The 25,450-nt window shown below is 58.0% G+C and carries 20 protein-coding genes; 14 read left to right on the top strand and 6 right to left on the bottom strand.

What is annotated here, in order from left to right; all coding sequences use genetic code 11:
- Window positions 1–52: 52 nt before the first annotated feature.
- Window positions 53–859 (top strand): siderophore-interacting protein, encoded by an 807-nt coding sequence (locus tag ONZ54_RS15960; RefSeq protein WP_271786644.1) that lies wholly within the window; start codon window positions 53–55, stop codon window positions 857–859.
- A 264-nt stretch (window positions 860–1,123) separates the two neighbouring features.
- The gene (locus ONZ54_RS15965) at window positions 1,124–2,230 is read left to right on the top strand and encodes a 3-deoxy-7-phosphoheptulonate synthase (RefSeq protein WP_271786645.1); all 1,107 of its coding nucleotides are present in this window, start codon (window positions 1,124–1,126) and stop codon (window positions 2,228–2,230) included.
- Window positions 2,231–2,843: 613 nt separating this feature from the next.
- On the opposite strand, the gene ONZ54_RS15970 is transcribed toward ONZ54_RS15965, so the two are convergent.
- Together ONZ54_RS15970 and ONZ54_RS15975 are read right to left on the bottom strand one after the other, a co-directional pair.
- A complete protein-coding gene (locus ONZ54_RS15970; RefSeq protein ID WP_005312526.1) occupies window positions 2,844–3,254 on the bottom strand; it encodes an H-NS family histone-like protein in 411 nt (136 codons plus the stop codon).
- A 400-nt stretch (window positions 3,255–3,654) separates the two neighbouring features.
- Window positions 3,655–4,077: a GNAT family N-acetyltransferase gene (locus ONZ54_RS15975; protein WP_265421284.1), complete on the bottom strand. Its 423-nt coding sequence runs from the start codon at window positions 4,075–4,077 to the stop codon at window positions 3,655–3,657.
- A 187-nt stretch (window positions 4,078–4,264) separates the two neighbouring features.
- Here ONZ54_RS15975 and ONZ54_RS15980 point away from each other — a divergent pair, with 187 nt between their 5' ends.
- Entirely contained in the window at window positions 4,265–4,765 is a 501-nt protein-coding gene (locus ONZ54_RS15980) for an SRPBCC family protein (RefSeq protein WP_021138069.1), read from the top strand.
- Between the two features lie 47 nt (window positions 4,766–4,812).
- On the opposite strand, the gene ONZ54_RS15985 is transcribed toward ONZ54_RS15980, so the two are convergent.
- Window positions 4,813–5,295, bottom strand: coding sequence for a hypothetical protein (locus ONZ54_RS15985; protein WP_271786646.1), 483 nt, complete (start codon window positions 5,293–5,295; stop codon window positions 4,813–4,815).
- Window positions 5,295–5,633, bottom strand: a complete 339-nt coding sequence (locus ONZ54_RS15990; RefSeq protein WP_271786647.1) for a DUF805 domain-containing protein — start codon at window positions 5,631–5,633, stop codon at window positions 5,295–5,297. The genes ONZ54_RS15985 and ONZ54_RS15990 overlap by 1 nt, the downstream gene beginning before the upstream one ends.
- A gap of 187 nt (window positions 5,634–5,820) precedes the next feature.
- Here ONZ54_RS15990 and ONZ54_RS15995 point away from each other — a divergent pair, with 187 nt between their 5' ends.
- The gene (locus ONZ54_RS15995; protein WP_271786648.1) at window positions 5,821–6,864 is read left to right on the top strand and encodes a helix-turn-helix domain-containing protein; all 1,044 of its coding nucleotides are present in this window, start codon (window positions 5,821–5,823) and stop codon (window positions 6,862–6,864) included.
- 201 nt (window positions 6,865–7,065) lie between these two features.
- Window positions 7,066–7,323, top strand: a complete 258-nt coding sequence (locus tag ONZ54_RS16000) for a DUF3297 family protein (protein ID WP_005312504.1) — start codon at window positions 7,066–7,068, stop codon at window positions 7,321–7,323.
- A gap of 136 nt (window positions 7,324–7,459) precedes the next feature.
- Here ONZ54_RS16000 and ONZ54_RS16005 read toward each other — a convergent pair whose 3' ends face one another.
- Window positions 7,460–8,737 (bottom strand): NAD(P)/FAD-dependent oxidoreductase, encoded by a 1,278-nt coding sequence (locus ONZ54_RS16005; protein WP_099992205.1) that lies wholly within the window; start codon window positions 8,735–8,737, stop codon window positions 7,460–7,462.
- Between the two features lie 51 nt (window positions 8,738–8,788).
- Window positions 8,789–9,388 carry an HTH-type transcriptional regulator PuuR gene (puuR, locus tag ONZ54_RS16010; protein WP_005312499.1) on the bottom strand — a complete coding sequence of 200 codons (600 nt, stop codon included), beginning with the start codon at window positions 9,386–9,388 and terminating at the stop codon, window positions 8,789–8,791.
- A gap of 356 nt (window positions 9,389–9,744) precedes the next feature.
- Between puuR and ONZ54_RS16015 the strand changes: the two genes are divergently transcribed.
- The 9 genes from ONZ54_RS16015 to ONZ54_RS16055 all read left to right on the top strand — a co-directional run bounded on the left by ONZ54_RS16015 (window position 9,745) and on the right by ONZ54_RS16055 (window position 25,373).
- Complete coding sequence (locus ONZ54_RS16015; protein ID WP_271786649.1) at window positions 9,745–11,208, top strand: NAD-dependent succinate-semialdehyde dehydrogenase; 1,464 nt, start codon at window positions 9,745–9,747, stop codon at window positions 11,206–11,208.
- A gap of 208 nt (window positions 11,209–11,416) precedes the next feature.
- Window positions 11,417–12,721: a 4-aminobutyrate--2-oxoglutarate transaminase gene (gabT, locus tag ONZ54_RS16020; RefSeq protein WP_265421288.1), complete on the top strand. Its 1,305-nt coding sequence runs from the start codon at window positions 11,417–11,419 to the stop codon at window positions 12,719–12,721.
- Window positions 12,722–12,929: 208 nt separating this feature from the next.
- Entirely contained in the window at window positions 12,930–14,255 is a 1,326-nt protein-coding gene (locus tag ONZ54_RS16025) for an APC family permease (protein ID WP_271786650.1), read from the top strand.
- Window positions 14,256–14,703: 448 nt separating this feature from the next.
- Complete coding sequence (locus tag ONZ54_RS16030) at window positions 14,704–16,053, top strand: APC family permease (protein WP_005312486.1); 1,350 nt, start codon at window positions 14,704–14,706, stop codon at window positions 16,051–16,053.
- A 190-nt stretch (window positions 16,054–16,243) separates the two neighbouring features.
- Window positions 16,244–17,398 carry a sodium:phosphate symporter gene (locus ONZ54_RS16035; protein WP_058394311.1) on the top strand — a complete coding sequence of 385 codons (1,155 nt, stop codon included), beginning with the start codon at window positions 16,244–16,246 and terminating at the stop codon, window positions 17,396–17,398.
- Between the two features lie 139 nt (window positions 17,399–17,537).
- Window positions 17,538–18,008, top strand: a complete 471-nt coding sequence (locus ONZ54_RS16040) for an FKBP-type peptidyl-prolyl cis-trans isomerase (RefSeq protein WP_021138077.1) — start codon at window positions 17,538–17,540, stop codon at window positions 18,006–18,008.
- Between the two features lie 512 nt (window positions 18,009–18,520).
- Window positions 18,521–19,288 (top strand): DODA-type extradiol aromatic ring-opening family dioxygenase, encoded by a 768-nt coding sequence (locus ONZ54_RS16045; RefSeq protein WP_271786651.1) that lies wholly within the window; start codon window positions 18,521–18,523, stop codon window positions 19,286–19,288.
- Between the two features lie 251 nt (window positions 19,289–19,539).
- Window positions 19,540–24,444, top strand: coding sequence for a PAS domain S-box protein (locus tag ONZ54_RS16050; protein WP_416995591.1), 4,905 nt, complete (start codon window positions 19,540–19,542; stop codon window positions 24,442–24,444).
- Entirely contained in the window at window positions 24,441–25,373 is a 933-nt protein-coding gene (locus ONZ54_RS16055) for a diguanylate cyclase (protein WP_334312738.1), read from the top strand. The genes ONZ54_RS16050 and ONZ54_RS16055 overlap by 4 nt, the downstream gene beginning before the upstream one ends.
- Window positions 25,374–25,450: the final 77 nt, after the last annotated feature.

Raw genomic sequence — 25,450 nt, forward strand, 5'->3', positions numbered from 1 at the left:
ATAGTTTTCATTTAATGAAAAATGGGCGTCATTGTCAGTCAGGAGTATTCATATGTCTCAGCCCACCCCGGTCAATCGCCCTCGTCTGCTCACGGTCAAACACGTCCGGGATGTGAGCCCGCACCTGCGCCGAGTCTGCCTGACCAGCCCGGAACTCGCTGACTACCCCTTCACCTGCGGCGGCGCCCATATCAAGATCATGCTGCCACAGCCGGGCCAGACCCACGCCGTACTGCCCACGCCCACCCCGCAAGGGCCGCGCTGGGAAGACCCGAGCCAGCGCCCCATCATGCGCACCTTCACCATACGGGCATTTCGTCGCGAGGCACTGGAGCTGGACATCGACTTCGCGCTGCACGGCGATGCCGGCCCTGCCAGCCGCTTTGCCATGCAGGTCAAACCCGGCGATCTGCTTGCCATCTCGGGCCCGGGTGGCCCGGATCCCATGCTGCAGCCTGCCCGGCACTACTACATGGTGGGTGACCTCACCTCCCTGCCCGCCATCAGTGCCATGGCCGAGGTAATGCCCGCCGACGCCCAGGGCCACATCGCCCTGCTGGTACCTTATCAGGAAGATGTGCAGGATCTGTCGCTACCCGCTGGCGTGACCTTGCGCTGGTTTATCGGCCCCCCCGAGCAGACTGAGCCACTGGTGGCGTATTTCACCGCCCTGCCGATGCAGGAGCAGGCGAGCTACTTCTGGTTCGGCGGTGAAGAGGGGCTGGTGGTGCCATTGCGCCGTCACGTCAGGCGCACCCTGGAGGTGGATCGCACTCGGGTCTACGCAGTCCCCTACTGGCGCCACGGCAAGGATGAAGAGGCCTATCACCACGCCCGTCATGATGTGATGGACAGCTGAACTGCCCATTTTTTTCCTTGGAATATCAAGCTCATGGCCTGCAGGTCATGGGCTTGATTGCTATGTGCACTCCCCTGATTTGCTCCTTGCCCCCCATTGTGGTGATCCGAGCGGTTGTGCTTGATTTGATGCAAACAACCAGATAATGATAATCACTCTCAACAATAAACAGTGATGACGCCCCATTGCAGCCTATCTCCATGCCCCGGGTTTGGATGTGGAGCGCACGTCATTCACTCCCGTTTGCACAGCAAGGTAATCCAGATGGCAGTTTTGAACTCAGTAATGCGCGCCTTCGCGGTGGAGGCTCTTCCCACTCCTGCCGACCTGTTGGCACTTCATCCCTGTCCCAGCGAGGTTGCAGCGCAGATCGATCACCATCGCCAGCAGGTTCGCCAGATCCTGACAGGAGAAGACGATCGCCTGCTGGTGGTGATAGGTCCCTGCTCCATCCACGATCCCCTCGCCGCCCTCGATTACGCACAGCGACTGGTGCGGTTGGCCGACGCCTATCAAGACAGGTTGCAGATAGTGATGCGCACCTATTTCGAGAAGCCACGCACCACAGTGGGCTGGAAGGGGCTGGTATTCGACCCTCATCTGGATGGCAGTAACGACATAGGTCACGGCCTGCGGCTGGCGCGTCAGCTGCTGCTCGACATCAACCGTCTGGGATTGGCCACCGCCACCGAGTTTCTCGATACCACCAGCTTCCTCTATCTTGCCGACCTCATCAGCTGGGGAGCCATCGGCGCCCGCACCACCGAATCCCAGGTGCACCGTCAGCTGGCCTCGGCGCTGCCCTGTCCTGTCGGCTTCAAGAATGGCACGGACGGCAATATCCGGGTCGCCATCGACGCCATCCAGGCCAGTGAAGCCTCTCATCTGTTCACCGCGCCGGGCAGTCAGGGCGGCATTGTGGTGATCAAGAGCGAAGGCAATCCCGCAGGCCACATCATATTGCGTGGCGGCACCCGCCCCAATTATCACCAGAGCGACGTGGAGGATGCCGCCGAACGCCTGACGCGGCAGGGGCTCAGCCACCGCCTGATGGTGGATTGCAGCCACGGCAACAGCCAGAAACTGCACAAAAATCAGATCCGGGTGGCAGGTGAGCTCTGCCGTCAGCTGGGGGAAGGCAGCGACGCCATCGCCGCCGTCATGGTCGAGAGCTTCTTGCAAGGGGGCAGCCAGAAGCCTGCGCCATTGAACGAACTCGCCTATGGCCAGTCGGTCACCGACGCCTGCCTGTGCTGGGACGATACCCAGACCCTGCTCGCCATGCTGGCCGAGGCTGTCGAGATACGTCGCCAGAGCAGGACCCGACGCCAGCCCGGAACGGTACACTGGGATGCCCAATTGGCCAGCTGAACAAGAGAAGGCTCCCCCAGCGGGAGCCTTATTATCTGCAAGTCCCGTCATTACCATTTAGTCAGCAAGGTCGCCAAATAAAATGACCCATACTTATCCGTTCAGGATAAAGACCATAGGGTGCGGGCTTTGGATGGGATAAAGAAAATATCCGTGCTACCTCTCTTCTTTCTTCACTCGATGACCAGCAACCGGCATACAGGCTCCCCTTTACGCCATGTCAGATAAAACTGAAAATCATGCCAGTTAATGGAAAAAGCCCCTCCGATGAGTAAAAAGAATCGTAGCTTCCTTGCGGGCAGCTTAATGCCCCCTAATTTTCTGGGGAATGGTGGAGGAGAATATACAATGGGCTATATGAGTCCAGTGACTCGTCTCTCATTGGTCGTCGGTGAACTGCTGGCAATACAAGATGGGGAAACCACAAGCCGATGCACACATGACAATTAATCGGCCAATAAGGGAGGCAAGCATCACGGCAGACAGTATGCTGTCGCACTGCGACAAACAGGGACAGTACAAAATGAGGAGGGAATTGACAGGAGAATACTTCGGTGAATACAAATAATAATGCCGCCTCGCGGGCGGCATCATTCATGATCGATCCGGTGGATCAGATCAGGAAATCATTCAGATCCTTGCCCAGCGCAACTTGCTCGGCAATGGCTTTCGGCATACGGCCCTGGCCGGTCCAGGTCTTCTCCTGGCCATCTTCCTGATACTTGTACTTGGCAGGACGTGGTGCGCGCTTGCTCTTGGCGGCGCCAGCAGTGGCGGCTGGGGCAGCGGCACTGTTGATCAGCTCACGGGGATCAATACCGGCTTGCTGCAGCATTTCGGTGAACTCGCTCAGCTTGCGCTGACGCTCTTCCTGCTCGGCACGCTCTTGCTCAACAGACTCGGCGCGCTCGTTATATACCAGCTCAAACTTTTCTTTCGCTTCTTGCAGCTGTTCAAACGGCAATTCACGGATGGCAGCACGCAGGCTGCGAATGTTCAGCAGAACTTTCAGAAATTCGTTCATTACTTCCTCACAAAATTATTTTTGTTTGTCACAGGGATAACACAGCTTGAGAATAGCATGCCTGTTTGATAACAACATACTGTTTTTATAGTTCCTGTCACTTTCTTAACAAAAACGATTGGCTGAATATGCCAGCGACTTTATTCACTCGTTGCTCATTGTCGTAACCGCCGTGATCGCTCACCACACAATTCTCGCCGGCGTGCCTGACAAATAGACAGACACACCCTGGCATATTTCTCATCACACTTATGTCAGCTATTTTCACAATTGGCCATTGTGGTTAAAACCTGTACCACTCAGACGAGGCTCAAGGTAGACGAATGGCGCTATATATTACTGCCCCATAGCGCCCCATACCTGCCATCCCTATATTCTCGCCCTCGCGCTTCACATCATGTTATTTGAGGATCAAGCGACGCCAGGGGCCTGTGATCTCGCAGTGACCCGTTTCCTCCGTATTCTGCCAGCCGAGGCGATGATAGAAGGCCAGAGCAGAGGTATTGTGGGTCGCCACCTTGAGTGAGGCTGGCTTTCGACAAGCCGCCAACCCCTGGCTCAGCAGTGCCCGCCCCAGCCCCTGACCGTGCCAGTCGGCCGACACGTAGAGATGGTGCACGAAGCTCTCATCCCCCCAGATGGAAACAAACCCGCAAGGGGTGCCACCCTGTTCAGCCACCCAGAGCTGCTCGCCCCGGGTATGCTCGTCGAAATCCTCAAGCCGAAAGTGGGAAGGGTCGACCCAGTGAAAGGTCTGACGCCGCCCCTTCAGGTACAGCTGCGCCAATTGGTGAATATCCGTCTCTCGCATGACTCTGATCATCAGGCCTTCCTTCGTCACTATTATCACTTGGCAACACTGTCGGATGGATCGCCACACAGTGTCAAATATCATGGTCAGAATAACGACCGACCCATGGCACGGGTGTGACACACCTCTGTCCATTTTATCGCCCATGGGGCTATACTGCCTGAGTCCCATGTATGGATGGTTTGAGGCTCGCTGATTTATGGATAACAAGCAGATAGAAGGTAACATCTTTGTTCCGGCCCATATCGACGATGTCTGGCGTGCCTGGACAACCGAGAGCGGCCTGCGCAGCTTCCTGGCGCCGGAATGCCTGATGGTGCCCGAACCGAATGGTCCCTTCGAGATCTATTTCAGGCCCGATGCCCCGCTGGGTGAACGTGGTAGCGAAGGCTGTCGGGTGATGGCCGTCATGCCCCACGACCTGCTCAGCTTCAGCTGGAACTTTCCGCCCTCCCTGCCCCATATTCGGCTGCAAAAAACTCAGGTCAGCCTGCGTTTTGTGCCTGAAGGTCAGGGTACTCGCCTCTACTTCCTGCAAAGCGGCTGGGCAAACGATCCTGACTGGGATCAAGGCTATGCCTATTTTCGGGAAGAGTGGCTGGAAACCAGCCTGCCCCGCCTGCAGTATCGCTTCACCCACGGCCCCATCGACTGGAATAACCCGCCGGACAAGCAGCAACTGAAATCACTGGCTCAATAAGCCTCCATATCAAAACACCGCCAGCTGGCGGTGTTTTTTATATTCAATTAGCGGCAGTTCAACGCGGGTTTGTCATCCAGCAGCCAGGAAATCCAGCGCAGTTTTGAATTTAGAACAAACCCTTCATCTGCCTCAATGCCTTTTACTATGTAGCCATCTGCTGACAACTGTTCTGCCACCCCGGCAAAGTGCCATTCGTTACTATTAATACGCTCGCCCTTGAGCAAGGCATCACTTAGCTGTTGATTCATCACAATGATCGACAGTCCCGTCACTGAGTCTATCCCCAGCCCGGTATTTGCTACCCGCCCAACCACAACCGGTACCTTGACTGTACAGTGGCGGCCTTCGCTATCAGCTGCGGTATAGCTCCCTTCACCAACTCGCCCCTGCATCCATAAAAGACTCCCCTGAGTCAAACGTTCTACCGACAATATACCCAGCGCCCCCTTGGGGAAATCATGAATATCAACAGTCTCGGCGAGCAGGACCGGACACGCCAGCATGAACAGCCATAGATAATGTTTCATTATGTCTTCCTCGCTGATTGAGCGTATGAATCGCCTTGCTGCGAGAGAAAATAGATCAACACAAAGGGGCCGATGACAGGGACAAAAAAGACACAGCCCCACCATCCCGAACGATCTATATCGTGCAGACGGCGGACGACAAGTGCAACCACGGGAATGGCACTTGCCACGCCATAGCCCATATCCAGCCAGGTCATATCATCCAGACGTACATCCAGTGCGATACACATAAGAGTGACCAACAAATGCACCCACATGAACATCCAGAACTCCTTTCTGGAAGAGAAACCGGAAAAATCAAAGTAACGGCGCCACGCAAGTAAATAAAAAGATAACATTCAGGATATCTCCAGCGTTATTTGGTCACCCATCTTGGTGGCGAACGCGGCGTGAGACGTCCTGAAACCGGTTTTAGGACGTGCTAAAACCTGTCTTTGTCCGTGACATTCTTCTTTACCTGGATGCGAACCGTTATGCTGGCATGACGTTATCTTTTCACTACCATGGCTGGGATCAGGATCAGTTATGCTCGCAATTCCCGTACCCTTCGTTGTCTCTCTAATGCTGGCCTTGCTGGTGGTGACCCTGTATGTGCGATTGGCCGAACAAGCAAAAACGGCTTGCCTGTTTTTGGCGCTCTGTGCGGCTACCACCGGACTTGTAGGGCTTCGCTGGACTTTCGATATTGCTCTCTTCAGTTTTGCCCAGCCAATACTTGCATCACTCATCCCGGTCACGGCCTGGCACATCTTTACCCGTGCCAGCACCGACACAGGCAGAATTGCTTATAAACATGCCATCGGGCCTATATTGGTGGCGATCAGCCTCTTTACTCACTCCTTTTTTGCGCTACCTCTGGATGAGATCCTCACTGCAATTTATCTGTTTTATGGTATTGCTCTGGTACGTTATTCCGCGAAGGAGCCGCTCCTCATCCATGTCTCGTTAAGTCATTGGGAAGGAGTGAAAAGGGCCGAAAACGCAGCGGGTTGGATGTTATTATTCTCTGCGGTGATTGATACCGCCATATCCATCGACTTTGCAGTTAATCAGGGCAAGTTTTCCCTTTATATTCTAACGCTAGGTCACTTGATACTGCTGCCAGCACTGGCACTTGCCGTGATCATGGTGGGTGTCAATACGCCATCATTTGATGACGTTGGTAAACCAGAGAAACCGCATATATCCAAGGTGCCAAGCGCGGAACCATTGCTGACAGAAGAGCGTGCCAACGAGATTACCGTCATGCTGGATAAGCTGATGCAAGAAAAAGCAAGCTATCTCGATCCGGATCTGACATTGGCAATGCTGTCGCGCAAGCTGGGCATTCCCGCCAAACAGATCTCGACGGCGGTCAATCAGGTACACAAAAAAAGCATATCCAGAGTGATCAATGAATATCGTATCGAGCATGCAAAAAAAGCGCTACTGACGACAAATGAAACCGTCACCCAGATATTGATGAATGCGGGCTTCCAGACCAAATCCAACTTTAATCGCGAATTTTCTCGCCTAACGGGCCTGACACCCAGTGCATTCAGAAAACAAAGCGAAACGCAGTCCCGTTAATATGTTGCGCACCGTCATGTCAAACGGTCAGCCAAGCCCGACACTGACCGAAAAAGCCAATAAACATCCTGAACACCAACGAGCAATAACGAGGCCCCAAAAATGGGTGGCGGGTGCTGCTTATGGGCTTTATGACCACCTTGAATGCCATGACGGCATTCTCTACAATGACGCACTTTTTACCCATTTCAGGTCATATTGATGAGCGATACCAACACCAAACCGGCACTGCCGGATCACCTTGCGGGCAACCCGCGCAGCCCGCACCATGTCGCAGCCTGTTTCGAACACCCGATCGGTATTCGACTCAATGGTAAAGAGCGCACCGATGTCGAGGAGTATTGCATCAGTGAAGGCTGGGTGAAGATCCCCTCCCCCAAGGCGCTGGATCGTCGCGGTCAGCCGATCCTGATCACCCTGAAAGGCACCGTTGAGGCCTACTATATCGAGTCCGTTTAACTGCTGCGGCCTGCCTCTTCGGCTTACCGAGCCAGCGGGTCTGTCACTGCAGTCAACAACAAGGCCACCATAACGGTGGCCTTGTTGTTTCTGGCATCTGCCAAGGTGAACGACTTGCGGGCTGAATCGGCGGCGCTTACACCCCCAAGCGGTCGCGCAGGGTGTACCAGGCGGCGCCGGCGGCGGTAAAGGGGATACGAAACAGGCGGCCGCCGGGGAAGGGATAGTGCGGCAGCTTGGCGAAGGCATCGAAGCGCTCTGCCTGACCACTCAATACCTCGGAGAGCAGCTTGCCCGCCAGATGGGTACAGGTGACACCGTGGCCGCTGTAACCCTGCATGTAATAGATGTTGGGGCCGATACGGCCAAACTGTGGCAGGCGCGACAGAGTCAGCAGGAAGTTGCCGGTCCAGGTGTATTCCACCTTGACGCCTGCCAGCTGCGGGAAGGTCTTGAGCATCTTGGGGATGATCAGCCGTTCGATATCTGCCGGATCTCGCGCGCCATACACAACGCCACCGCCGTAGAGCAGACGGTGATCGCCGGAGGTGCGGTAGTAGTCGAGCAGGTAGTTGCAATCTTCCAGGCAGTAATTTTGCGGCAAGAGGGAGCGGGCGCGCTCCTCCCCCAGCACCTCGGTGGCGATCACCTGGGTACCGCAGGGCATGCTCTTGCCAGCGAGCTCGGGCACCAGGTTGCCAAGATAGGCGTTGCCGGCCACTACCACGAAGCGCGCCTTCACCGCCCCCTTGGCGGTCTTCACCAGTGCCGGTTGGCCCGGGGTAATGCTGGTGACGGCGGATTGCTCAAAAATCCGCCCCCCCTGCATGCGGATGGCTTCGGCCTCCCCCAGCGCCAGGTTGAGGGGGTGAATATGGCCGCCGCTCTTGTCGAGCAGGCCGCCGACGTAGCGATCACTCGCTACCACCTCGCGGATCCCGTCCCCGTCGAGCAGCTCCAGCTTGTCGTTGCCCCACTTCTGCCAACGGGCCTGCTGAGCCTTGAGCTCATGGAGCTGGCGCTCCGTCTCGGCGGCAAAGACGCCCCCCTCCTGCAGGTCGCACTGAATGTTGTAGCGTTTGATCCGCTCGCGGATGATCTGCCCCCCTTCAAACAACATGGAACCGAGCAGCCTTGCCTGATCCGGCGGGCAGTTCGCTTCTATGGTGTCGATATCGCGGCTGTAGGAGTTGACGATCTGGCCGCCGTTGCGACCGCTGGCGCCAAAGCCTACCCGGGCCGCCTCCAGCACCACCACCGAATAGCCCTTTTCCACCAGATGCAGCGCACTGGAAAGGCCGGTGTAACCTGCCCCTATGATGCAGACATCGCACTCAAGCTGCTCGGTCAATGTCGGATAAGGTGCGTGTTGATTGGCACTGGCTGCGTAGTAACTGTTTACATGCTCGGTCATGATCCCTGTTTCCTTACCGGTTCTTTTCCCAAACGAGACATAGTCTCGACACTAGAAGTTGGCCGGGGTATGGGCGCTGACGATGCGACAAGTCTGCCCCGACGGATTGCTGAAACTGTGGGGCTCGCCTGTGTCGATCACATAGCTGTCCCCGGCGCTGAGTGGATAGGTCTGCCCGGCCACCGTCAGGATCACAGACCCTTCCAGCACTGTACCGACCTCCTCCCCCAGATGCTTGACCTGGCCGCCAGTGTCGGTGCCGGGTGCATAGGTCTCCAGCATGAAGCCAAGCTGGCGACGATTATTGCCGTTGTGCACCAGCTTCATGGAAACCCCCTGACTGCCCAGTTCGATCAACTGCTCGGCCTTGATCACCACGCTTGGCGCACGCCCCTCCTCCTCGGCAAAGAAGCGCGACAGCGGCAGCTCATAGACGTTAAGCAGCTTCTGCAAGGAGGCCACCGACGGGCTCACCTTGTCCTGCTCTATCATGCAGATGGCGCCGTGGGTCAGCCCGCTCAGCTCGGCGACCCGTCGCTGGGAGAGCCCGAGACGGCGGCGAGTGGCAGCGAGGCGCTCCCCCATACTCTTGTCCATCAGCGGGTTAGCCGTCATGGTCTGCCGCTTTGCCTCTGCTTGTGGTTGCTGCATCGCCCACCTCCTTGTGTGCCTGCCGACTTGCGTATTTATCTGCTTGTGTGCCTGTCGAGTGTGCTTGCGGATCGGTTCGAGGGCGCAACCGGTTAAAATAGCGAGTCACATTACCGGACCTGTTCGTTATCCTGCACGGCACGTGCTGTTCATTATTTTGCACACCCAATCCCACAAAAACCGGTAAAATCGCCCTAACAGCTCCATTTCTAGCATGCAGCGCCCCGTTTACTCAAATATATTTAACACTTGAAAAACATTTCAGCTCAATTTATGGTCTTTCTGTGCTTATTATTCTATACGGTGGCAGCACAGGATCCCTTGGCCACCCTGACCCACAATCGAGGCTTCCTTCTATGTCAGCATCACAACCCGCTCTCTCCTTGATCAAGTCCCTTGCCTATATAGATGGTCGCTGGTGCGAGGCGCATAACGGACGCCACTTCGAGGTACTCAATCCGGCCAATGGCCAGATCATCACCCAGGTACCCGACATGGACGAGGTGGACACCCGCCGCGCCATCGAGGCCGCCAGTGCGGCGCAAGCGCCCTGGGCCGCCCTCACGGCCAAGGAGCGCAGCAACAAACTCTACGCCTGGTTTGAACTCATCATGGCCAATCAGGACGAGTTGGCTCGCATCATGACCTGCGAGCAGGGCAAGCCGCTGGCCGAGGCCAAGGGGGAAGTGGCTTACGGCGCCAGCTTTATCCAGTGGTTCGCAGAAGAGGGCAAGCGCGCCTATGGCCGCACCATTCCGGGTTTTTCCAGCGACAGGCGTCTGGCCACCATCAAGCAGCCGGTGGGGGTGGTCGCCGCCATCACGCCATGGAACTTCCCCATCGCCATGATCACCCGCAAGGCAGGCCCGGCGTTGGCAGCCGGTTGCACCATCGTCATCAAACCTGCCGCCGAGACTCCGCTGTGCGCGCTGGCGCTGGCGGCGCTGGCGGAAGCGGCCGGCATTCCGGCTGGCGTTATCAATATCGTTACCACCCATCACTCGTCAGCGGTGGGCAATGAGCTGTGCAACAACAAGGCTGTGCGAAAGCTCTCCTTCACCGGCTCGACCCGCATCGGCAAGCTGCTGATGCGCCAGTGCGCCGACACCATGAAGAAGCTGTCGCTGGAGCTGGGTGGCAACGCCCCCTTCATCGTGTTTGACGATGCCGATCTCGACGCCGCCATCGCCGGGGCGCTCGCTTCCAAGTACCGCAACGCGGGCCAGACTTGCGTCTGCGCCAACCGTATCCTGGTGCAGGCCGGTGTCTACGATGCCTTCGCCGAGAAGCTGACCGCTGCCGTGCAGGGCTTCAAGGTGGGGGATGGCATGAGCGAGGGCACCCAGATAGGCCCGCTGATCAACCCCGCCGCGGCCAGCAAGGTGGCCGCGCTGGTCAAGCAGGCCGAAGCCGCCGGCGCCAAGGTGCTGGTAGGCGGCGAGCCGCATCCCGCCGGCCCGCTGTTCTACCAGCCCACCATTTTGGGCAATGTCGATAAAACCAACCCCATTTTGCAGGAGGAGATCTTCGGCCCGGTCGCTCCGCTGGTACGTTTTGACACCGAAGCCGAGGCCATCGCCATCGCCAACGACACCCCCTACGGGCTGGCCGCCTACTTCTATGGCCGCGACATAGCCCGGGTGTGGCGGGTAGCCGAACAGCTCGAATACGGCATGGTGGGCATCAACGAGGGGATCATCTCCACCGAGCTGGCCCCCTTTGGCGGCATCAAGGAGTCGGGTCTGGGCCGCGAAGGGGCGGCCGAGGGGCTGGAAGAGTATCTGGAAACCAAATATCTCTGCTTTGGGGGCATTCGCTAGGAGCGGATTTATACCAGACCCCGGCTTCTCCCTTCTTAAGAAGGAGGAGCAAACTGCCCCACCTGGCAGGGAGGGGCGGGATGGGGTCCGGCTATCAAGCTGCAGCGTGCCTTTGCAGGCATACCGTCATGAAAAGGACCAAGTGAGCGCTCCCGGTTGGGAGGCTCGCCACATTGAGACAGGGGCCAAGGCCTCTCAGGGAGGAAAGATGAGTCATTCAGATAGCCATGCAGACAACAACCAGGCCTGGCAGGCCCGCCGTGAAGCGGCCGTGGTCAACGGCGTCGGCACCCTGCTGCCGGTGTTTATCGACAAGGCTCTCAACGCCGAGCTATGGGACGTGGAGGGCAACCGCTACATCGACTTTGCCTCCGGCATCGCCGTGCTCAACACGGGCCACAACCACCCCAAAGTGGTGGCGGCAGTGCGTGAACAGCTCGAAAAATTCAGCCACACCTGCTTTCAGGTCACCCCCTACCCCGGCTATATCGAGCTTGCCGAGAAGCTCAACGCCCTGGTGCCCGGCCCTACGCCAAAACGCACCCTGTTTCTCTCCACCGGCGCCGAGGCGGTGGAGAACGCCATCAAGATAGCCCGCGCCCACACGGGCCGCAGCGGCACCATCGCCTTCAAGGGGGGCTTCCACGGTCGCACCATGATGGGGATGGCGCTCACCGGCAAGGTAGTGCCCTACAAAACGGGTTTCGGCCCCTTCCCGGGAGAGGTCTATCACCTGCCCTTCCCGAGCGATTACCTGGGGGTGAGCGAGGCCGATGCCCTTGCCGCGCTGGATCTCTGCTTCAGCTCGGATATAGAACCGGCCCGGGTGGCAGCCATCATTCTCGAACCCGTGCAGGGTGAAGGGGGTTTCTACTCCGCCTCTCCCAGCTTTATGCAGAGCCTGCGCAAGCTGTGCGATCAGCACGGCATAGTGCTCATCTGTGACGAGATCCAGAGCGGTTTCTGTCGCACCGGCAAAACCTTTGCCACTGAATACAGCGGCATAGAACCAGACATCATGACGCTCGCCAAGAGTCTGGCCGGTGGCTTCCCTCTCTCGGCCGTGGTGGGCAAGGCGGCCATCATGAACGCTGCCAAGCCGGGCGGTCTGGGGGGCACTTATGCCGGTTCCCCCATCGCCTGCGCCGCCGCCCTGGCGGTGCTGGAGGTGATCGAAGAGGAGCAACTCAACCAGAAAGCCCTGGCTCAGGGGGCGCAGATCAAGGCTCGCCTGCATCAGTTGGCCGAGGGTTTTGACTGCATCGGCGACATTCGCGGCCCCGGCGCCATGGTGGCCATGGAACTGGTCAAGGGTCGGGATGCCAGCCAGCCTGACCCGGACCTCACCAAACGGCTGGTGGCCGAGGCTGGAAAACGTGGGCTTGTGCTGCTCTCCTGCGGCGTACGGGCCAACGTCATCCGCTTCCTGGCACCCCTTACCGCCACTCCGGCCTTGATCGAGGAAGGGCTGGCTCTGCTGGAACAGGCGCTCACCGCCGCCAGTCAGGGCTAGATCCACCCGGTTTCATCGGTCATGGCGAAAAATACCGTGAGATAACCGCAGGCCGCCCATCGCGGACGGCCTGCTCATACGGTATCATCCCCGCCCCAAAAAATGATGGCAGGCGCGCTGGGCTCCCTCCAAGGCCAGCCACACTGTCACGCGTCCTTCGCCTGCCTGCGGCGCGGGACATACGCCCCAAATTCGAGGAGAGAGGCCAATGGCTCAACGCCCGGCTCGATTGAAGCAAACCCTGACCCTGTGGCAAGTGGTGGTGATGGGATTGGCCTATATGACCCCCATGGTGGTGTTCGATACCTTTGGCATCGTCACCGACATCACTCAGGGCCATGTAACTACCGCCTACCTGCTGGCCCTGGTGGGCGTGTTGTTCACCGCCACCAGCTATAGCCAGATGGTGCGCCACTATCCGGTTGCCGGCTCCGCCTATACCTATGCCCAGAAGGAGTTCTCCCCCGTGGTGGGCTTCATGGTGGGCTGGTCATCCCTGCTCGACTACATGTTCCTGCCGATGATCAACATGCTGCTGGCCAAGATCTACCTGACCGCCCTGTTTCCCGGCATCGAACCCTGGATCTTCATCTGCGCCATGACGGCGCTGATGACCCTCATCAACCTGCGCGGCATCGATCTGGTGGCCAACCTCAACGGCGTCATCATCTTGATCCAGATCGCCATCATGGTGGTGTTTCTGGCCCTGATCGGATACGGCATCGCCCAAGGCGAAGGGCTCGGCACCGTCAGCCTGCAGCCCATCTACAGCACCAACGCAGAGGTGTTGCCACTGCTGACCGGCGCCACCATCCTCTGTTTCTCCTTTCTGGGATTTGACAGCCTGAGCGCCCTCAGTGAAGAGACCCCCAACGCCGGCAAGGTGATCCCCAAGGCCATCTTCCTGACTGCGCTGCTGGGCGGCCTTATCTTCGTGGTGGTGGCCTATGCCCTGCAGCTCTACTTCCCGGATGCCTCCCGCTTCAAGGAGCCGGATGCCGTGCTGCCCGAGATTGCCCTCTATGTGGGCGGCAAGCTGTTCCAGAGCGTGGTGCTGGTCTGTGCCTGCGTGGCCGTGCTGGCGTCGGGGCTCTCCTCCCACGCCGGTGTCTCCCGCATCCTCTACGTGATGGGGCGGGACAGGGTGCTGCCCCAGCGCACCTTCGGCTATATCCACCCCAAGTGGCAGACACCCGTGTTCAATATCCTGCTGGTGGGCATACTGGCGCTGTCGGCCATCAGCTTCGATCTGGAAATCGCCCTGGCCCTGATCAACTTCGGTGCCCTGGTGGCCTTTACCGTGGTCAATCTGTCAGTGATCGCCTGCTATTACGTGCGTCAGGGGCGCAACAAAACCCTTAAGGATCACCTGCAATATCTGGTGCTGCCCCTGTGCGGGGCAGGGACTGTCGCGATTCTCTGGCTCAATCTCGAACTAACCTCTCTTATCCTCGGCATTATCTGGGCTGCCATAGGGGGAATTTATCTGTTTTTGCGTACCACCTTCTGGCGCGTATCCTTGCCGACCTATTGAGCTGCAAGCCTTGCCAACACTGGGCTGGCGCCGCTCTCCCCCGAACGGGTGACGGCGCCATTTATTGATATAAAACAGGTCATTGATAATTCTCTTGCCCGGAATGCCTTTAGTGGCTTGTCTTCCCCCCCTATCTGGGGCAAAATCCCGCCGCTTTCATAACCGATGTGATCCCACATCGGTTATTTTTCATTTTGAAAAATTTTATTACCACTCGAGGCCGGACAACTTCCGGAAATGATATCAAGGTTCAGATGAACCTAATGCCGCAATGAGGAAAAACATGGGGCTCTTGTTTGCTTTGTCTCCGGTCGCCACCGGAACCTGCTTTGGTCGCCACGCGACCAACGTCTGTGGTTTGCATACCGATGTTGTGAGTACGCGAGAACCCGGTCCCATGGCCTCAAGCCATTCCACTTCCTGCCGCCCGTGCAAGGAGGAAGCCTGAATGAGCCAGCAACCCGTTCGTCTGAAAAAAACCCTCAGCATGTGGCAGGTGGTGGTGATGGGCCTCGCCTATCTGACCCCCATGGCCGTGTTCGATACCTTCGCCATCGTCGGTGACATCACGGAGGGGCGGGTCGCCACCGCCTATCTGCTGGCGCTGGGCGGCATACTGCTGACCGCGTTCAGCTACGGTCATCTCGTGCGCAAGTTCCCCTCTGCGGGCTCTGCCTATACCTATGCCCAGAAGGTGTTCAACCCCTACATCGGTTTCATGGTGGGCTGGTCTTCCCTGCTCGACTACATGTTCATGCCGATGATCAATATCCTGCTGGCCAAGATCTACCTGACCGCCATGTTCCCCGGAGTTGATCCCTGGATTTTCATCTTCGGTCTGGTGACTGTGATGACCTTCCTCAACCTGCGCGGTATCAACCTGGTAGCCAACTTCAATGGCCTGATAGTAGTGATCCAGCTGGCCATCATCACCCTTTTCATCGGTCTGATGGGCTGGGGCATCTACCAGGGTGAGGGCGCAGCGACCCTGATGAGCAGCCGGCCGTTCCACTTCGAATCCGCCAGCGTGGTGCCGCTGTTTACCGGTGCGACCATCCTCTGCTTCTCCTTCCTCGGCTTCGACGGCCTGAGCTCGCTCAGTGAAGAGACCCCGAACGCCGGCAAGGTGATACCCCGTGCCATCGTGCTGACCGCCCTCATCGGCGGCGTCATCTTCGTGGTGGTCTCCTACTGCCTGCAGCTCTATTTCCCGGATCTGGCCCGCTTCAAGGAGCCCGATGCCGTGCTGCCCGAGATTGCCCTCTACGTCGGCGGCGCCTTCTTCCAGAGCGTGGTACTGGTGTGTACCACAGTGGCGGTACTGGCCTCCGGCATGGCGGCGCACGCAGGCGTGTCCCGCATCCTCTACGTCATGGGGCGCGATCGCATGATCCCGGAGCGGGTATTTGGTTACATCCATCCGAAATACCGGACGCCGGCCATCAACGTGCTGATGGTGGGCTGTCTCGCCCTCTCCGCCGTGTCGTTTGATCTCGACACAGCGCTGGCGCTGGTGAACTTCGGTGCCCTGGTGGCCTTCACCTTTGTCAACCTGTCGGTCATAGGCCAGTTCTGGGTACGCGAGAAGCGCAACAAGAGCATCAAGGATCACCTGCTCTACCTGCTGCTGCCGCTGCTCGGCGCCGCCACTATCGGTGCGCTCTGGATCAACCTGGAACAGAGTTCCCTGGAGCTGGGCCTGATCTGGGCGGGTCTCGGGGTCACCTATCTGTTCCTGCGTCTGGCGGTGTTCCGCATTCCCTTCCGTCAGTACGAAGAGACTGCCGACTCCCAATAAGGGAGCGCGCCACACAGCAAAAAAGCAGAAGGGGAGCCATGGCTCCCCTTCTTGCTATCCGGCCCTCTGCGCAGCCTTGTCATCAAACCATCATAAAAGTGTCACTTTGTAATATTTCTGTCATAGAGCCTTGATTAAATGCGCGGGTCTACTTCAACCCCGAACGGTATCACCGTCCTCAAGAGGCTACATGCAACAGACGCAATCCTTGCCACAACAGCGAGCATCCCACTTCAGATCGCTGTTCAACTGGGTCACGGTTATCGCACTGGTCTACATCATTCTGGTTGCCGTTGGCGCCGTTTCCCACGGCTTCAAGGGCTTCTCCGGCGGTGCCGAGGGCGCAGCCCAGATCTTCGCCTTCGCAAACAATCCCTTTGTCGCCCTGCTGCTCGGCATACTGGCGACGGCCCTGGTGCAATCCTCCAGCACTGTCACCTCGGTGATCGTCGGTCTGGTGGCGGGCGGCCTGCCCATCGGCATGGCTATCCCCATGGTGATGGGTGCCAACCTCGGCACCACCATCACCAACACCATAGTCTCCATGGGTCATATCCGGGACAGGGCCGAGTTTCGCCGTGCCTTTGCCGCCGCGACCGTACACGACTTCTTCAACCTGCTGGCTGTGTTTATCTTCATGCCACTGGAGCTGATGTTTGGTCTGCTGCAAAAGAGCGCCGAGTGGCTGGCCACGCTGCTGGTAGGCTCCGCTGACATGTCGATGCAGGGGATGGACTTTATGAAACCCCTTATCTCCCCTGCGCTCAACCTTATCGACAGCGCGGTCGCCTTCTTGCCGGGCAAGGGCGCCGCCATCGCCACCATCGTCATCGGCATCTTGCTGATCCTCGGCTGCGTCACCTGGCTCGGCAAGGTACTGCAACGAGTGCTGGTAGGGCGCGCCAGGGATCTGCTGCACAAGGCGCTGGGTCGTGGTCCGCTGACCGGCATTGCCTCCGGTACCCTGGTCACCGTCATGGTGCAGTCCTCCTCCACCACCACCAGCCTGATGATACCCCTGGCCGGCAGCGGCCTGTTCACCACTCGTCAGCTCTACCCCTTCACCCTGGGGGCAAATATCGGCACCACCATCACGGCCCTGCTGGCGGCCACCGCCATCAGCGGTGTCGGTGCCAAGCTGGCGCTGACCATAGCCCTGGTGCATGTGCTGTTCAACTTGTTTGCCGTGGCGCTCATCTATGGCGTGCCCTTCCTGCGGGAATTGCCCATCAAGGCCGCCGAGGGGCTGGCCCGGGTCGGTAGCGAGAACAAACTGCTGGCTCTGGGCTATGTGGCCGGGCTCTTCTTCGCCCTGCCCGCCCTCATGATGGTGGCGGCGAAGTAATCCGCCCTGATGAGGCGAGGGGGCTGGATCCTGGCCCCCTCGTCGTCTGTCTGCCCCGTCACATCCTCCTGCGTCCCGGCTCGCCCTCCCTCCCCGACTGGGATAAGATGCCGCCTTCATTGCCTTTAAGGAAAAACTGATGAAATTCATTCTGATCGCGCTGCTGATTGCCGGTGTCGCCTACTACTTCTACTCCAGCAGCAACAACAAAAAACAAGCGGTGGAAAATGTGCGCAAGGGCGCCGAGTTCCTCGCCAGCAACAAAGACAAACCTCTGGTGACCACCACGGCCTCCGGTCTGCAATACGAGGTACTGACCCCGGGCACTGGCACGGTTCACCCCACAGCTACCAGCAAAGTGAAGGTGCACTACGAGGGCAAGCTGCTGGACGGCACCGTCTTCGACAGCTCGGTCGCCCGTGGCGAGCCCATCGAATTTGGCCTCAATCAGGTGATAGCTGGCTGGACCGAAGGGGTACAGCTGATGGTGGAAGGTGAGAAGACCCGCTTCTACATCCCCGCCAATCTGGCTTATGGCGACCGTGCTGCTGGCAAGATACCGCCGGGATCCGTGCTGATCTTTGACGTTGAGCTGCTGGGTATCCAATAAGCAGGCTTATGCCAATCGCGCCGCTGGCAAGATCCCACTGAACGCCCGTGCAGACCTTCGACGTTGAGCTGCTGGGTATTCAATAAGCAGGCTTATACCAATCGCGCCGCTGGCAAGATCCCACTGAGCGCCCGTGCTGATCTTCAACGTTGAGCTGCTGGGTATTCAATAAGCAGGCTTATGCCAATCGCGCCGCTGGCAAGATCCCACTGAGCGCCCGTGCTGATCTTCAACGTTGAGTTGCTGGGCATCCAGTAAGTCCGTCCCTCGACAGCGCCTTATGACAAGGCCAGCGCACTGCGCTGGCCTTGTTGTTTCTGCTTGTCTGCGGCCCAGCCTTGTCACGCCAACCACTGTTACTATCAACCAATGGTGAACAGTGCTTATACATAGCGCTAGATTGTTAACCTTGCATCCCAGGCAGATAATGACCCCATCGTCAGTGGCCCGACGCCCTGACCCCGGTTTCGGGTACGCAATGCGTACCGACACAGCTTATATGGAGTCTTGTCATGTCTATCGCCCCCGTCTGGTTTATCTCTCACGGCGCTCCGGATCTGGTTCTGCGCGACCAGCCGGCCACCCACTTCCTGAAAACATTGCGCCTTGGCGATATCAAGGGACTGGTGGTGATCTCGGCACACTGGTTCAGCCGCACCGACCTGCAGATCAACGTCGAGCCCAATCCGGCGCTCATGTATGACTTCTACGGTTTTCCGGAGCCGCTCTACCATATTCGCTGGCCGGCAACGAGTCCGCTGTGGTTGCAGGAGGCGGTAGGCGATCAGCTGATGCTGGCGGGCTTGCCGGCTACACAGGTGCGCCGCGAGCTGGATCACGGCGTCTGGTCGCCGCTCTCCCTGATGGATCCGGCAAGCGAGATCCCCCTGGTGCAGATCTCCATTCCGGCCAGTTTCAGCCCAGCCCAGCTATGGCAACTGGGGGAAGCACTGCAGAGCCTGCGCGAACAGGGGATAGGCATACTGGCCTCCGGCGCTATTACCCACAACCTGCGGGCTCTCGGGCCGGACAACTCGCCCGTCCCCGGCTGGGCCAGCGATTTTGTGAACTGGCTGGAGCAGACAATGAGCGAGGGTGACAGGCCCGCGCTGGAAGAGTACAGAACGCGAGCCCCGGGAGCGCTGGAAGCACACCCCCATGACGATCACCTGCGCCCGCTGTTTGTGGCGCTGGGGGCCGCCGGCAAGGACAAGCCCCACAAGCTGCACGACAGCTGGGATGGCGGCAGCCTCTACATGGGATCCTACCGGTTTGCATGACCGGATGCTGGCAGCTTCTCAGCAACCTTGGCTCTGAGCGGAAGGATCAGATACAAACACTGGCGATTGGTATTAAATTATTTTGAAACCCATCTGATACCATCTTCTAACCAGACACGGGCACCACTCTCCGCACCCTTGTCTCTAAATGCTGGATATTAAGTTTTACTTCCAATGAGTTAACGTTACTCTGGCTGACAAGGCCGAGCGCACATGTCTGGTGCGTTCCAGTGAAGCAGGGAGGCTTCCACGTGAGCAATCACCACCCCTTTTTTATCCTGAACAGGAGTGCGATCCTGATCTTATGCCTCGGCCTTCTACTCTCCCTGCTTGGCGCAATTCTCCTCCAATACAACAATGACAAGCAGGCTCAGGTGGCCATCGCCGCTACCACGGAAGACATCGCTGACACCATAAAGACCCGGATAGAGCTTTATCAATATGGGCTGAGGGGTGTACGTGGTGCGATTTTAACCGCTGGCGAACATGACTTCAGTCATCAGGACTTCGTTCGCTATAGCCTGACCCGAGACGTGAACAAAGAGTTTCCCGGCGCTCGCGGCTTCGGGTTTATCAGACGGGTCAGCAATGCCGGCCTCGATAACTTCATCAACTACGTCCAGAAGGATGGGCGGCCAGGTTTCACCATTCAACAGCTGTCGGCCTATCACGGTGAGCATTTCATCATCCAATACATAGAGCCGGAATCCCGTAATCAGGCGGCAATCGGACTGGATATTGCCTCCGAAACGTCACGTCGCGAGGCCGCACTCTCTGCCATTCGCAGTGGTGAAGTCAGACTGACCGCCCCTATTACCTTGATTCAAGCCACGGGCAAGCCATTGCAGTCCTTTCTGATCATGATGCCTATCTATCGCACCGTGACCACACCCGCCACCAGCAATGAGCGGGAAAAAGCAGGGTTTGGCTGGAGTTACGCCCCTCTACTGACAGAGGAGGTGCTGGGCGCCTTGCATCTGGAAAGCGACACCTTTCACATCAGCCTCAGTGATATCACTGCAACGCAACAGGCAAAGCCCTTCTACACCAGCGCCCTCACCCATGAGTCCAACAATCCTCATCATATCGTCATGACACACACCACCGAGCGGAACATTTATGGCCGCCTCTGGCTGATTTCCCTCAAGGCTCACCCCCTCTATCTGACCCGACTTCAGCAAACCTCACCGTTAATCATATTGTTCACCGGCGGCATCATCACCCTGCTGACCATGCTGGTCTTCCGCATGCGGGCTATTGGTCAGCAACAGCGTCTCAGGGTCATTGAAAACCAGGCCACGTTGGCAGCCATTGTTGCCAGCGCCAGCGATGGCATCATCGCCAAGACACTGAATGGCATCCTGGTGAGCTGGAACAAGGGAGCAGAAGATCTGTTTGGTTACTCGGCCGAGGAGGCCCTAGAGCACAGCAGTGCTGAACTGTTCGGTACCAGTGATGATGACGCCAACGAGAAAGCCCTTCTGGCAAGCGTTGGGCAGGGGCAAAAGATCCCCAGCTTCCACACCCGCCGTCAGCACAAAGACGGACACATGCTGGAGCTGTCCATCTCCATCTCCCCCATTTATGACAACCGGGGCAAGATAGTCGGTATCTCGGAAACTATCAGGGACATCACGGCGCAGAAGAAGGCAGAGGAGCAAATACTGGTGCTCAATGCCAATCTGGAAAATCAGGTCGCGGAGCGTACGGCAGAACTGAGCAAGATCAATGTGTTATTGAGTAATGTGCTGCGTTCAGCCTCTGCCATCTCCATCATAGCGACCGACCTTGAGGGCACTATCACACTATTCAATGAAGGGGCAGAAAGACTCCTTGGCTACCGTGCCGACGAGGTCGTCGGTACGCAGACACCGGGCATTTTTCACGTTCGTGATGAGGTGATGGCACGCGGTACCGAACTGAGCAGTGAATATGGCCAGCAAATCGGCGGCTTCCAGGTGTTCATCTATAAACCTGAGCGGGATGGGGCCGAGAGCCGGGAGTGGACCTATGTGCGCAAGAATGGCACACGTTTCCCCGTAACCCTGGTGATCACGGCCATCCGCGATGCACAGGGCGAAAGCCGTGGCTATCTGGGCATAGGGCTGGATATAACCCAGAGCAAGGCGGCCGAGAAAAAGCTGGCAGAGAGCCTTGAAATCACTAGAGCCATCCTGGATACGGCGGTCAACCCCATCATGACCATAGATCAAGAGGGCATCATTCAGTCCCTCAACCCAGCCGGACAGAGCACCTTCGGCTATCAGTCACAAGAAGCCCAGGGCAAGCGGATTGAAGACTTGTTGAAAGCAACGGATAACGCCGAGACAGATGTCCCATTTTTTCATTCATTCACTCAGATCAATCTGGCCAGCATCATGAGCAAGGAGTTTATTGGTCTGCGGCATGATGGTTCCGAGTTCCCCCTGCAAATGTCAATTGGGATGATGCAAGCTGCGGGTTCCACCATGTTCGTCTGCATCATCACCGACATGACCCAGCAGTTGGCACAACGCAAGGAGATCCTGTCGACCCGTGATCAGTTGCAAATGGCTGCAGAAGTGGCCGAACTGGGGATCTGGTCCTGGGATCTTGAGACCAACGCCCTGATCTGGAGCGACCGCATGTTCGAGATCTATGACCTGCCGTTGGCACTCAGAAATGAGGGGCTCGATTATCAGCACTGGGCGAGCCGGGTACATCCGGACGATGTGGCGGCCACTACCGACAGCCTGCAACGGGCCGTGGCCGGGACCGGGGTTTATGACCCCGTGTTCAGGGTAACATTATCCAGTGGTGAACAGCGTGTGATACAAGCTGGCGCAAAGGTGGAGAGAGACAGCACGGGCAAGGTCCTTCGCGTCATAGGTTTCAACCGAGATATTACGGCCCAGACCGAGCTGGAGTCACGCCTGCTCTATGCCAAGGAGCAGGCCGATGCGGCCAGTCAGACCAAGTCTTCTTTCCTGGCCAACATGAGCCATGAGATACGCACTCCGCTCAATGCCGTGCTGGGTATGTTGCAACTGATCCAATACACAGACCTGACCTCTCGCCAACTTGATTATGTGGTCAAGGCACACTCGGCAGCCAAATCCCTGCTGGGCCTACTTAACGACATTCTCGACTACTCGAAGATCGAGGCCAGCAAGTTGCAGCTCGATTTGCATGCCTTTGACATCGAAAGCCTGATGCGTGATCTGGCCATAGTGTTGGATGGCAACCAAAGTCAGAAGCAGATCGACGTCATGTTTGATATCGACCCCCGCCTGCCCAATCACCTCATTGGTGACAGCATGCGGTTGCAACAGGTCCTGACCAACCTGGCGGGCAATGCCCTCAAGTTCACCCTCAAGGGGCATGTGATCATCAAAGTAGCGCTGCTGGCCCATCATGAGCAGGCTGTGACCCTGCGCATGGCAGTGACCGACAGTGGCATCGGGATCAGCCCCCACCAGCTGGAACGCATCTTTGAAAGCTTCACCCAGGCCGAGACATCTACCAGCCGCCGTTTTGGCGGATCCGGACTGGGGCTGGTTATCTGCAAGCGCCTCATCACCCTGATGGGGGGGGAGCTGCGGGTCGAAAGCGAGCCGGGGCGGGGCAGTCACTTCTGGTTTGACATCACACTGACACAGGCCGAATCCCAGTCAATCAAAGAGACCTGCCACGGTCTGGACCCCTCGTTGAAGATCCTGGTTGCCGATGACAGTGAGATGGCAACAGAGCTGCTGCAACGCACTCTGTCGTTATTGGGGTGGCAGGCAGAGTGTGTTCACTCCGGTGAAGATGCGATACGGCGGGTCAGCGAGGCTCACGATCAGGGACATCCCTTTGACATTGTCCTGATGGATTGGCGCATGCCGGACATGGATGGACTGAGCGCCGCCGCACGGATCCAACAGCAGGCAGCGTTGCATCCTGCGCCCAAGATCATCATGATCACCGCCTATGGCCACGAGATACTTACCGAGTCTCACCAGTCAGGTGCTACCCCCTTCACCAGCCTGCTGACCAAACCGGTGACGCCAAAACAGCTGGCAGACACCATTTATCAGGCGATCCATGGGCGCGACACCACCCCAAGCGGGCCAATGCAGCATACCCGGCGGCTGAGCGGCCTTCACTTGCTGGTGGTGGAAGACAATATTCTCAATCGCCAGGTTGCCTTCGAGCTGCTTGGCTGCGAGGGTGCCCGGGTACAACTTGCCGAGTGCGGGCGGGATGGCGTGACCATGGTATTGCAGCAAAAACCTGCTTTTGACGCCGTGCTGATCGATATGCAAATGCCGGATATCGACGGACTGGAAGCGACACGTCAGATCCGTGCCCATCCACAGTTTGCCAATCTGCCCATCATCGCCATGACCGCCAATGTATCGGAAACGGATCGCCAACTCTGCCTGGCCGCCGGCATGAATGAACACGTGGGTAAACCCATCGCCCTGGAACCGCTGGTCTCGACCTTGCTGGTACAAACCGGCAGGGTAGCGACCGCCACACAGGCCCCGACCTTGGTAGAGACACCCGATACGGGTGAGGCCCTGTTAGAGGCCGAGTCCATCATACGCCAGCGCTTCGATGACGATATCGAATTGCTGCACCGGATCCTGAGCCTGTTCGGTCCGGACCTGGCGGAACAGCTGGTCGCCTTGAACCAGGCCATTACGACCGGACAAGTCAAAGAGGTTTGCGCCACACTGCATGCCATCAAGGGCAGCGCCAGTACCATGGGGGCCAGCAGACTGGCTGCCCAGGCCAGAGAACGGGAGCAAACCCTGCTGCACGCAGACGAGCAGCAGGCCAGGCAGATCTTGAACGACGAAAGCTGGTTCATTCAGTTGCAAGAGACCGCCTGGCTCAGCACCGAACGGCTGAATCGGACCTTCACCTCCCCGCTGATGCGCCCCCTCCAGACACAGGCTGATGCCCTGCCACTCGCCGAGTGGCAGGCTGCCATGCAGGAGATCATGGGCTTGCTGGAGAGTGGCAATCTGGAGGCTGTCGAGTTGGCTGACGCGCTCGGGCGCAAGACGCCACCGCATCTGGGCACCACATTCAGTCAATTCGCCACCCTGATCGACAATCTGGACTTCACCGCCGCCCTCACCCTAGGGCACACACTGTTGAATCTTCAGCCACGGAGCCCGCACTGATGCCCTGGAACCTGCCCATCACCCGCCGCCCCAAGTTGCTGATTGTTGATGATCAGGCGATCAACATACGGTTACTGCACCAACTCTTTCGCGAGGAGTGCGACGTCTTCATGGCAACCAGCGGGGAACAGGCCATCGCGCTTTGTCACAACCTGATGCCAGACCTCATACTGCTGGATGTCATCATGGCAGGTCTGAACGGTCACGAAGTCTGCCTGCGACTCAAGGAGGATCCCGATACCCAGAGCATTCCCATTATTTTCATCACGGCCCAGCAGGAAGAGACCGATGAGGAGTATGGTCTGGCACTCGGTGCAGTTGATTTCATCAGCAAGCCCATCAGCCCCAACATCGTCAGGGCCAGAGTCAAGGCCCACCTGACCCTGAAAATGCAGGGGGACTTGCTACGCAATCTCGCCATGCTGGACGGCCTCACCGGTATACCAAACCGGCGCCGGTTCGATGATGGTCTAGCGCTGCTGTGGCGCCAGGGTTGTCGTGACCGCACGCCACTCTCCCTCATCATGCTCGATGTCGATTATTTCAAACGCTACAACGACCACTATGGCCATCAGGCCGGAGATCAATGTCTGCAAGCTATCGCATCAGTACTGGCCGAACGGGTGGGCAGACCACACGATCTGGTGGCTCGCTACGGCGGCGAGGAGTTTGCCTGCATACTGCCCAACACCCCCTTGACCAGTGCAGTCCATATCGCCGAAAGCATGTGCGCCGCCGTGCGCGAGCTGGCCATCGAGCACCTCGCCTCGGACGTAGCCAAGGTGGTCACCATCTCCCTTGGCGTCGTCACCCGCATACCCACTCTGGCAAGTTCGCCACAGCAGTTGCTTGAGGCCGCAGATCGCCAGCTCTACCAGGCCAAGGAGGCGGGACGCGCCAGAGTCGTCGTCGACAACAGCAGTGAATAGGCTTATCTCGTTGAGCAGGGGCCGGGTCTGTTTGGCAGCGCTGGAATCGGGCCTGGCTAACGTGCTGTAATAGCTGC

Origin of the sequence: Aeromonas salmonicida (assembly GCF_028355655.1) — a bacterium.
Taxonomy (GTDB): Bacteria; Pseudomonadota; Gammaproteobacteria; order Enterobacterales; family Aeromonadaceae; genus Aeromonas; species Aeromonas salmonicida.